Source organism: Nonomuraea zeae (assembly GCF_005889725.1).
Classification (GTDB): domain Bacteria; phylum Actinomycetota; class Actinomycetes; order Streptosporangiales; family Streptosporangiaceae; genus Nonomuraea; species Nonomuraea zeae.
In genome coordinates, this window is the sequence record NZ_VCKX01000385.1 from 1 (window position 1) to 10,075 (window position 10,075).

Genomic DNA, 10,075 nt, shown 5'->3' on the forward strand with positions numbered 1-10,075 from the left:
AGATGGGTATAAGAGACAGCCCCCGCCCCTCTAACCTGGGCTCTCATGCCCATCCTGCTCTCTCTGGCGGCATTCCTCATGACGCTCCTGGGCGGGCTGGTCGCCGACCGCGTCGGCAAACACCGCCACCTCGTCCTGGGCGCCGCCGCCGGCGTGATGCTCGGCGTGGTGGCCTTCGACCTCCTCCCCGAAGCCCTGGCCCACAACTCCCTGAACGTGTACGGCGTGCCCTTGTCGATGCTCATGTTCGCCGTGGCGTTCCTCGGCATCCACATCGTGGAGCGCTCGATGGGCATGCACACCGCCCACGAGGGCGACTACGCCGTGCATCGCCACAGCCACGCCGGCATCGGCCTCACCGCCGGCGCGGCCCTGGTCGTCCACAGCTTCCTGGACGGGGCTGCGATCGGCGCCGCGTACCAGTCGGACGCCTCCCTGGCGGTGGCCGTGGCGATAGGCGTCATCGCTCACGATTTCACGGACGGCTTCAACACGTACACGGTCACGTCGCTGTACGGCAACGCCCGCCGTCGAGCCCTCACCCTCCTGGCCCTGGACGCCCTGGCCCCGGTGGTGGGCGCCACCCTGACCTCCCTCATCACCATCCCCGGCGGGATCCTGGAGGCGTACCTGGGTCTTTTCTCCGGTTTCCTGCTCTATCTGGCTACGTCGGATATCCTTCCTGAAGCCCACACGGCCCGACACGCCACAGGCTGGACACTGACGGCGACGGTCTTCGGAACCCTGTTCATGTGGGGTGTGATCTGGATGACAGGCTGACACGAGGAAAACCTGTGCATGACAAGTCGCCGGATCATGCACAATAAGGCGGGAGCGCCCTTAGCTCAGCTGGATAGAGCACCGGACTTCTAATCCGACGGTCGCAGGTTCGAATCCTGCAGGGCGCGCTTTGATCATGGTCTGACCTGCGGCGATGCAGGATCGGATGCGTTCTAGAATTTTCCTCTGACGCTTGCGTGCTCCGTGCGTGCTCGGTTGCACCTATCCTGTGCCGCTCGAATATTGAGTTACGTGGTCTGAGCTGCGGTTACGCGGCGTGGTGGTATTCGTTGATCGTGCCTGTGGCGACGGGTTTTCGGCGAATGGATCGCAGGTCGTTGAGGTCGGTCATGTGCCGGGCGAGCTGCGTCGCGATGTCCGGGGGAAGCTGGTGCCGTGACTGGTGTGGCCGGTGCCCGTTGTAGTGGATCAGATACTCGCGGAGCACGACGGTTAGGTGGCGTTCGTTGAGGATCAGGATGCGGTCCAGGAGTTCGCGGCGTAGGGTGCCGATGACGCGCTCGCAGATGGCGTTCATCCTCGGCGTCCGGGCAGCGTGGTGACGATCCGCAGCCCTTCAGCCGTGAAGAGCTCCCTGAAGGCGGAGGTGAAGAGCGGGTCGCGATCGTGGATGACGAACCGCAGCCCGGCGATGCGATCGCCCAGGTCCATGACCAGGTTGCGGGCTTGCTGCACGGTCCAGGCTCCGGTCGGGTGCGCGGTCACTCCGGCCAGGTGCAATTTCCGGGTGCCGTGCTCGATGAAGATCAGCACATACAACCGTTTGAGCATTATCGTCTCGACTACCAGGAAGTCGCAGGCGATGATCGCGTGGGCTTGTGCGGTCAGGAACTGCCGCCAGGTCGGACCGGCCTGGCGGGGTGCCGGCTCGATATCAGCCGCGTGCAGGATCTCCCACACCGTGGAGGCCGCGATGTTGTAGCCCAGCCGGGCCAATTCGCCTTGGATTCTCCGATGTCCCCAGGTCGGGTTCTCTCGCGCCATCCGCACAATCAGGGCCTTGGCCGGCCGGTGGGTACAGGGCCGCCCTGGGCGTCGCCGGTCGGTGAAGGTCCATTTACGCGCCACCAGGTGGCGATGCCAGCGGAGGATCGTGGCTGGGGTGACCGGGAAGGCTTCCGCCCACCGGCGGCGGTGGATCAGCCGCGACAATGCCGCAAGCCAGAGCCGGTCAGCGTGACCCCACCGCGGTCGGACACCGAGTTGACGGCGGAGCACCTGGTTCTCGTGGCGGAGCACCAGCAGCTCAACATCCTTGGACAGATCAGAGCGGACCAGCACCGTCAGTAGGCCGCACAGGCACCTCAGCAACCGGTAGACCAGCGATGACAACACCTTGCGATGGTCGCAGCCGCCGCCGTGATCACGCAGCTAAACTCCAGCTCAGAGCACGAAATCGTGTTGTCGAGCGGGACACGCTTCCGCCTCTCGGGTGACCGGAGCTCGCGTACGCCACGCGAAGCCCTCCCAGAGCCATGACCTGGACGGATGTAATTATCGGCAGGCGCAGTGCTCGATGAAGAACAGCACGTACAAGCGAACGTCGAGCACCGTATCGATGTGGAAAAGGTCCGTGGCGATGATGCTTCGATACGAAGGCCGCGACCGCCTCGCGGCGTGCGATCAGCCCTCGGTGACGTGTCCGGACGTGACGTGAAGACGGCGGGTGGTGTGGACCCCCTCCAGCATGCGCCTGTCGTGGGTGACCAGCAGTAGGGTCCCCTGGTACGAGGCGAGAGCCGACTCCAATTGTTCGATGGCGGGCAGGTCGAGGTGGTTGGTGGGCTCGTCGAGGACGAGCAGGTTGACCCCACGGGCCTGCAGGAGGGCGAGCGCCGCCCGGGTGCGTTCGCCAGGGGACAGGGTGGCCGCCGGGCGCAACACGTGGCCGGCCCGCAGGCCGAACTTGGCCAGCAGGGTGCGGACGTCGGCCGGGGGCAGGTCGATGAGCGCGCCGAACGCCTCGAGCAGCGGCTCGTCACCCTCGAACAGGGCACGTGCCTGGTCGACCTCGCCGACGACCACGCCGGGGCCGAGCGCGGCGGCGCCCTCGTCGAGGGGAAACCGGCCGAGCAACGCACCGAGCAAGGTGGTCTTGCCGGAGCCGTTCGCGCCGGTGATTGCGATTCGTTCCGCCCAGTCGATCTGCAGGTCGACCGGTCCGAGGCAGAACCCGCCGCGCCGTAGGACCGCGCCGCGCAACGTCCCCACCACGGCCCCGGAACGAGGCGCGGCAGCGATCTCCATCTGCAGCTTCCATTCCTTGCGCGGTTCCTCGACGACATCCAGCCGCTCGATCAGCTTCTCGGTCTGCCGGGCTTTGGCGGCCTGCTTCTCGGTCGTCTCGGTACGGAAGCTGCGGCCGATCTTGTCGTTGTCGGTGGCCTTGCGCCGGGCGTTCTTGACGCCCTTCTCCATCCAAGCGCGCTGGGTTCGGGCGCGGGCTTCCAGCGACATCCTGGTCTCGGCGTAGCTCTCGTACTGCTCGCGGGCGTGCCGACGGGTGATCTCGCGTTCGTTCAGGTAGGCGTCGTAGCCGCCGCCGTAGGCGTGGACCTGCTGCTGGGCGAAATCGAGTTCGAGGACCCGGTTCACGCAGCGGGTGAGGAACTCGCGGTCGTGACTGACCACGACGGTTCCAGCGCGCAAGCTGGTCACGAAGCGCTCCAGCCGCTCCAGGCCGTCCAGGTCGAGGTCGTTGGTGGGTTCGTCGAGCAGGAACAGGTCGTAGCGGCTGAGCAGTAGCGACGCCAAACCCGCCCGTGCGGCCTGGCCGCCGGACAGTGACGTCATCTCCTGGTTCAGGTCGACCGCGAGCCCGAGGCCGGCGGTCACCTCCCCGGCCCGTTCTTCCAGGTCCGCGCCACCGAGGGCGAGCCAGCGGTCCAACGCCTCGGAGTACGCGTCGCCGGGGTCTCCGCTCACCAGAGCCTCGGTGGCCGCGTCGAGGGCGCGCTGCGCGGCGGCCACGCCCGTCCGGCGGGCGAGGAACTCGGCGACCGTCTCACCGGGCCGCCGTTCGGGTTCCTGGGGCAGATGGCCGACGTTGGCGGTGGGCGGAGTGAGCCGTACCGAGCCCTGCTCGGGGGCATCGAGGCCGGCCAGCAGGCGCAGCAGCGTCGACTTGCCCGCGCCGTTCGCCCCGACCAGCCCGACCACGTCCCCGGGCGCAACGACCAGATCGAGATCCGCGAACAGCACCTGGTCACCGTGGCCGGCGGCGAGTTCTTTCGCAATAAGAGTGGCGGTCATCAGAACCCAAGACTATCGGCCGCCCGCCAGGAGGGCGTCGGGGTGGCCACGGCGGCCAGGCCCCGAGCTAGTGGCGCGGTGGTTGGGTGGCCCGTCCATGATGGGGGGTGTGAAACCGAGCGACAGGCCCGCGAGCGTCGGCCGGAGCCTGTCCGGTGCCAGAAACTGGTGATGAGGGTCTGACCTGATCTTCTGGGCTTGCCTCTCGCGCTGTTTCGACTTCTATATCTGCTGGTGGTCAGGGTATTCGGCTGGCCGATGCTGCTCAGATCTTGGTGGTGAGCGTACGGGCGCCGAAAAATTGCACCCTCGCTCTGACCGGGCACATCATTCGATCCTTCAATCGCTGTCTGAGCGATTGCTCAAACCGAGTCAGCCGCTCGCCCAAATTCCGCGGCTCCGACCGATGACGGGAGATTGGCACCCCAGAGCCTTGAGTTCCAAGGCGCCAACGCGCACAAGTGACATACGGGACACCAACTCAGCCCTCCGCCGCGACCTGTTCGATCATGGAAGCTTGTACGGCGGCCAGCACGGCGGCCGCGAAGGGCAGGGAGTGATGCGTGGCTCCCCAGCCGATGCCGAACACCACGGAGGCGGGATCGTTGTTGGGGTTGGACAGGGCCTGCCGCCCACGGATGCGCAGTCGCAACGACCCGCGAGCGTCCTCCAGTGCATGCCAATCGACGCCCTCGATCTCGGTGATCGGGTAACGCCGGTCACCTGCCGTGAACTTGGCCGGGGAAGCTCCGGAGGAGAACCAGGTGAAGGTGACAGCCTGCCCGTCGAAGGCGGCCTCACCGTCCCATGCCTTGAAACTACGCGGCACCGAAGGACCGGCGATCAGGAACCGCTCAGCCGGACCGCGCTCGGACAGGGCCGCGCGCATCTCGTCGGCATACTGGTCAGCCAGCGTCTTCGTGGCGGCGGGCAGCACCAGCCGGTACGGATCGAGCGACTCCTGAAGCTGCCCCGTTGCCGCGGACATAACCGGATCGGCCCCCTCCCGGGGAACTACCCGCAACATCACCCTGCCGCGTGCACTGGGTTCCACCATGACATCGGCCAGCGCCTCGTACGGCACGAACCGCTCACCGAGCTCCATGCTCAGTTTCGAGGCTTTACCCGGCTCAGGCGTGATGCGCAGCCCTGTGTCCTCGAACTCCCACGCGCAACCTCGCCCCTTCAGTACTTCACCCATGCACGCAAGGATAGGTGCCCGAACGCCGGGGGCTGCGCAGACGGACGGCCGCGCGACGAGCCGGCTGGGCCTGCGCCCGTCGCTGGCCGCTGCGTTCGGCGACGACGACGATGGCGACTTCTGCTAGCGCACTCTGGAGGAGCGGGGAGCGGTCGACCTGTCCAGATCGCGGCCCTTCGAGCGATGGCATTCGCGCGTGACGTCCCGGATTCATGGTGTGGCGCCACCTGCAATGATCCAATTAGGATTTCAGCCGTGCTCGGCGCGTGCTCGTACGCCCCGCCATGCGTCGTCAGGGCCCGGCACCACCTGACACGCAAAGCGCGCTGAGGTGGCACTAGGTATCACGAAACGGCACCGCGCGGCACTAAAGGATCTTGCGTCTAATCCGACGGTCATTAGGTTCGAATCCTGCAGGGCGCGCTTCACTGGCCAGACAAAGCTCGGGCCTGACCTGCGGTAATGCCTGCCCGCCGATGCTCGGCGTGTGCCACCGTGTGCCAGTCGCGGGCCCGCGAGTGCCGCCGCTCGCGGAATATACGCGGAATGATCTCGCCGTCCGTGGCCACCTCCTTCGCGGGTGGGGCCAAGTGACGGGAGCGAGCGGCGCGGCTTGTCAGGAAGAGACGCCGACCGGCACGGCGGATCGTAGAGCCGCGCCTGCTTCCAAGGCGTCTCCACGGGGACAGTGCAAGTCCCCCGTTCACTGCTGCGCTCGCCTTCACACGGCGCCCTGGCGGTGGCCGCGTGGGCGATGTACGAGACGCTGATGCCCCGTGCCCTGGGGGCGGGCGAGCTCCGGCGTACGCGCGGCGCTGCTGGGTGGCCGACGCACTGGGCGTGAACGAGAAGACCTTGGACAGCGCCCGTCGCCAGCTGCTGCTGGCCGACGACGCGGGCGGGCCGTGGCTGTCCCGCTCCAGCCCGCTGGGGGCGAAACGGGCGGTTCGGCACGCGGCGCTGCGGCTGCCCCGCGAGACCGGCGACCCGTTCGTGCGGGTACCGGCCTGGACGCTGGATCTTCTGTCGACCTCCAGCGATGCCGATCAGCGCATCTCCCCGGCCGCGTGGCGGTTGTACGCGCTGATACTGGCCAGCCAGCGTGCGGCCGGCCAGCCGCTGGAGACCTCTGTGGCCCACCTCGGCGGCATGCTGGGTGCTTCGGCCGACACCGGCCGGCGCAGGCTCCGGGAACTGGAACGCGCGGGCCAGGCCGAGGTCACTCAGCGCCGCGGCGGCCGCCTGCTCGTACGCCCCGTGCCGGACCCGGACGAGGCGGCCACCGTAGCTGCCGCATACGGCACACAAGGCCGCCGTCACACCACCAGCCCCTCGCAACCCAGAGCATTCACTCCTGGCAGGGCAGGGCAGTCACCCCTGGCAGATCCGGGCAGTCCACAGAAGGCACATGATCATAAGACATCACAGCTGGACGCATCTCGCCCTCCCGCCGCAGGCGACGTACAGGTAGTAGAAGCCCAACCGCCGGACCCTGGACGACAATTTTCCTCAACGCGGGCCAGGCCGCCGGCGGTGCACCACTCGGCGGCTCAGCGTCAGGCGGCCGAGGTCTACCGTCATGCGCTGCCGGCGACACTGGCTCAGGCCATCCCGGTGTTCGGCCGGCGGCGCGTGCTGGCCGCGATCGCTGCCGAACTCGCCATCCGTACCCCGGCGGAGCTGGCCGAGCGGATCCGCCGGCGTTGGGAGCATTGGCGGTGGCGCGAGGACGTCGCCGATGTCACTGCGGTGGCCATCACCATCGTCCACCGCGGCTACCACTGCCCTGATGTCCGATGCGAAGACCGCCGCAGCCTGGATACCGGCCAGCCGTGTGAGGCATGCGCCCAGATCGCGGTCGAGGTTGTTCGTCGACGTGCCGGAGCTTTGGGTCCCGGTGAGGAGGCTTACGTAGTTGCCGCCGCAAGTATGCCGGCTCCTCCACCAGTCCATGAGGTGACCACCGGTGCGGACGCCACCGCGAGGCTCAGCGGCCCGCCCTACGAGGATCCTGCCTATCAGGCCGCTCGAGCCAAGGTCCGCGCGCTTGGTCGCCGCGAGCCCGGAAAGGCGATCGCCACCGAGCGTCCGGGCCGCAGCGAGGTGACCAGGTGACCGGGGGGACGGTCGTGACGACGCCTGCGCACCGGACGGCCGTCAGGACCAGCCGGACGACCCGATGTGCACGTTCGTGCAAGTGCAACGAGACAGGACACCGAGGAGGGCCCATGGCTAAGTACCCGTTCGACGACGACGCGGAGTACACCGCCGCGCGAAGCCTGGCCGCCGAGCGTCAGCAGATCGCCCACGAGGGCACGCTCGTGCCGACGTGGCACGAGCTGACGGACCACGAGCGGGAGATGTCGGCGGTGGACGCGCTGCACTGGGCTCCGCGCCGGCCGCCGCATCGGGATCTTCATGGAGCGGCGGACCATCGGCGAGTGCGTCGGGGGGTACGCCCGGCAGATCACCGACGCGCTCGACGCTGGGGGCATCATCGCCGACCAGCATGAATGGAAGGGGCAGGAGGCGGACGACGGCCCCGGGATGCACTGGCACTTCGCCCCAGAAACCCCGCCCACCGACGACTCGTGGACCAAGGGCGTCACGATCATCTGGGACTGGCGGTGGGGGTGGCTCGACAACACCGGCGCTCCGCTGCCGCTGACGAGCCTCGCCGCCGTGGTGCACGTGGCGGAGGCGATCAGAGCGCACGTCGCCGCGCTGCCCCCGGTGACGAGCAAGGACGGCCCGCAGTGGCGCAACGCCGCTCCGCTGGAGGGACTGCTCGCCGAGCTCGCCAAGGAGGTCGACGCGTGATCGAGATGGAGGACGAGCGGGCTGAGGCCGTGACCGTCTCGTTGCTCGGCTCGGCGGAAGGTAGCGAGGCCCCGGCCATCATGCGCGCTGCCGTGCGCGCCGGCCTGATGTGGCGGTGCGGGTGCCGACAGGCCAACTACCCCAGCCACGAGACGTGCGTCGAGTGCCGCGAGCCCCGGAGAGTGAGCAAGTGATGAACGCTGATCAGCCCGTGGCCGTGGGCTCGTGGGAGGTACCCGAGTACGTCAAGGCTGGCTTTCCCGAGGTGGGAGACCGGTGGACGTAGCGTTCGGCGCTGCACCTGCAGGGCGACGCGCCCCAGGGCATCATCCTGCTGGCCGTCGACCGCGACCGTACAAGCCTGATGGGCCGGTGGCTCACCCAAGACGAGGCCGACCAGCGATGAAGCCCTCGTCACCGGACCGGATCCGCTACACCTGGCGACCGTCTTCGGCCTGGATCCCAAGACCGCCATCCGTTACGCCGAGAACGCCCGCGTCCTCCTCGCCACTGCGGCGGAGGAGCACGAGATCAAGTAGCTCTCCGTGCAGGTCCCATGAAGGGCATCGGATATAATGATCATGCGTCGGCCTTCTCCCAGCCCGACGCTTTTTCATGTCTACCGAACCCACTCAGCAGCGCGCTCGCGGGCCCCTCTTCCACGCCATGATCACGGATCCACGCGGTGACCAGTTGCTACCGCTGGCAATGCTTCGCGAACGCTACCCAGACCTCCACGCGCGCCACGTCGCCGAGTACACCGGCCGAGAGCACCGTCTACGTGAACTAGTGATACCGCTCGAGTGCACCTGGGCCGACGTGATCTTCCTTCCGCCGCTCAACCCCACCGTGTTGTTCGCGCGGTGCGGAGCGCTGGGCTGCGCATGGGCGACGTCCCGCTCTGGACACTCGACGTCTAGCAGCTCGACCCAGCACGATGCTGTATCCGGCTCATGCGTGTTACACCAGGAGCCCGAACTGCTGATCCCGGCACCGAAGACGACTACCTCCCGCTGACAACCGCCACGCTGCGGGCAGTCTCCGAGGTGACCAACCGCGCTCTTGAACGGCTCCGGAACCTCGGGTCGCTGCCAGCAGCCGCAAAGTAGCGCGGAGTAATAGGCGTCACGCTGTGTGGTCGCGAGGGTCGATCATCTCCTGTTCCACTGGGGCCAGCGGACCTGGTGCAATGATCAGCATGGCTGGTAAACCCCTGCTTCTCCGCGCAGCCCTCACGCTGGCCGCGCTCCTCACATCGGCCGCGGCCGGAGCCGCCCTCGCCTCTTCGACCAGGAGGCGGACACCGCCCTTACCCCCACCGGCGGAGCCAGAACCAGCACAGCCGCCCGACGACCCCCCACCCCCCGCGCCGCCGCGCCGTAGGTGGGGGCGGCGCGGGCTGTGGTTGGTCCCGCTCTTGGCATTGATCGCCGCCTGCGCCTGTGCCGCGATCATGTGGATAGAAGGACCAAGTTGGGCGCGCTGGGTCTTAGGCGGCGTTGCGGTTGTGCTGGCGGCCTGCCTCGCGCTCGCAGCCCTCATCGGGCCGGCCGCCCGATACCTCGCTGGGGAGCGCGCCCCGCTCACGGACGTCGAACGCACAGAGATGACCGCTGCCGAGCGGGTGGAGGCAGTCAACTCCGCGCGTCACACGCTCGTCCAGGCAGTGACCGGGCTGGTCGTGATCGGCGGTGTCGTGTTCACGGCACTGGGGCTCTGGTACACCGCTCAAACGCTTAACACCACGCAGCAGGGGCAGATCACCGACCGGTACACCAAAGCCGTCGAACAGCTCGGTTCCACCAAGTCCGACGTGCGACTGGGCGGCATCTATGCCCTGCAACGCCTCGCCTTTGACTCGACTCACGACCGGGACAGCATCCGCAACGTGTTGTCGGCGTTCGTCCGCAACCACGACGGGTGCACTCTTCAACCCGGCGAGAAAACCCCGCCCAAGCGATGCAGCAACGGTAACGGCCCCCCGAGTGCCCCCCTCGTGCG

At 67.8% G+C, this 10,075-nt stretch carries 8 protein-coding genes, 1 tRNA gene and 1 pseudogene; 6 read left to right on the forward strand and 4 right to left on the reverse strand.

Annotated elements, in window-relative coordinates:
- The first annotated feature begins 45 nt into the window (after positions 1-45).
- Entirely contained in the window at positions 46-780 is a 735-nt protein-coding gene (locus tag ETD85_RS55680; protein ID WP_138697947.1) for a ZIP family metal transporter, read from the forward strand.
- Positions 781-834: 54 nt separating this feature from the next.
- Positions 835-908, forward strand: a tRNA-Arg gene (locus tag ETD85_RS55685).
- 140 nt (positions 909-1,048) lie between these two features.
- Here the strand turns inward: ETD85_RS55685 and ETD85_RS65250 are convergent.
- The 4 genes from ETD85_RS65250 to ETD85_RS55700 all read right to left on the reverse strand — a co-directional run bounded on the left by ETD85_RS65250 (position 1,049) and on the right by ETD85_RS55700 (position 5,254).
- On the reverse strand, positions 1,049-1,318 hold the full coding sequence (locus ETD85_RS65250; protein ID WP_206059503.1) for an integrase core domain-containing protein: 270 nt from the start codon (positions 1,316-1,318) through the stop codon (positions 1,049-1,051).
- Positions 1,315-2,136 carry a helix-turn-helix domain-containing protein gene (locus ETD85_RS55690; RefSeq protein ID WP_206059504.1) on the reverse strand — a complete coding sequence of 274 codons (822 nt, stop codon included), beginning with the start codon at positions 2,134-2,136 and terminating at the stop codon, positions 1,315-1,317. The genes ETD85_RS65250 and ETD85_RS55690 overlap by 4 nt, the downstream gene beginning before the upstream one ends.
- Before the next feature lie 288 nt (positions 2,137-2,424).
- Positions 2,425-4,053 carry an ABC-F family ATP-binding cassette domain-containing protein gene (locus tag ETD85_RS55695; RefSeq protein WP_138697948.1) on the reverse strand — a complete coding sequence of 543 codons (1,629 nt, stop codon included), beginning with the start codon at positions 4,051-4,053 and terminating at the stop codon, positions 2,425-2,427.
- A 481-nt stretch (positions 4,054-4,534) separates the two neighbouring features.
- The gene (locus ETD85_RS55700; RefSeq protein WP_138697949.1) at positions 4,535-5,254 is read right to left on the reverse strand and encodes a DUF4429 domain-containing protein; all 720 of its coding nucleotides are present in this window, start codon (positions 5,252-5,254) and stop codon (positions 4,535-4,537) included.
- 822 nt (positions 5,255-6,076) lie between these two features.
- Here ETD85_RS55700 and ETD85_RS55710 point away from each other — a divergent pair.
- The 4 genes and pseudogenes from ETD85_RS55710 to ETD85_RS55725 form a co-directional block, all read left to right on the forward strand.
- The gene (locus ETD85_RS55710) at positions 6,077-7,369 is read left to right on the forward strand and encodes a hypothetical protein (RefSeq protein WP_170247382.1); all 1,293 of its coding nucleotides are present in this window, start codon (positions 6,077-6,079) and stop codon (positions 7,367-7,369) included.
- Between the two features lie 303 nt (positions 7,370-7,672).
- The gene (locus tag ETD85_RS55715; RefSeq protein WP_138697951.1) at positions 7,673-8,074 is read left to right on the forward strand and encodes a hypothetical protein; all 402 of its coding nucleotides are present in this window, start codon (positions 7,673-7,675) and stop codon (positions 8,072-8,074) included.
- Complete coding sequence (locus ETD85_RS55720) at positions 8,071-8,268, forward strand: hypothetical protein (RefSeq protein ID WP_138697952.1); 198 nt, start codon at positions 8,071-8,073, stop codon at positions 8,266-8,268. The genes ETD85_RS55715 and ETD85_RS55720 overlap by 4 nt, the downstream gene beginning before the upstream one ends.
- A gap of 1,223 nt (positions 8,269-9,491) precedes the next feature.
- A pseudogene (locus tag ETD85_RS55725) lies at positions 9,492-10,075 on the forward strand (hypothetical protein); the annotation flags it as partial.

Bases quoted from the DNA above. Each gene is read 5' to 3' on its own strand.
- ETD85_RS55715 (WP_138697951.1), top strand. From the start codon at position 7,673: ATGGAGCGGCGGACCATCGGCGAGTGCGTCGGGGGGTACGCCCGGCAG.
- ETD85_RS65250 (WP_206059503.1), bottom strand. From the start codon at position 1,318: ATGAACGCCATCTGCGAGCGCGTCATCGGCACCCTACGCCGCGAACTC.
- ETD85_RS55680 (WP_138697947.1), top strand. From the start codon at position 46: ATGCCCATCCTGCTCTCTCTGGCGGCATTCCTCATGACGCTCCTGGGC.
- ETD85_RS55695 (WP_138697948.1), bottom strand. From the start codon at position 4,053: ATGACCGCCACTCTTATTGCGAAAGAACTCGCCGCCGGCCACGGTGAC.
- ETD85_RS55700 (WP_138697949.1), bottom strand. From the start codon at position 5,254: ATGGGTGAAGTACTGAAGGGGCGAGGTTGCGCGTGGGAGTTCGAGGAC.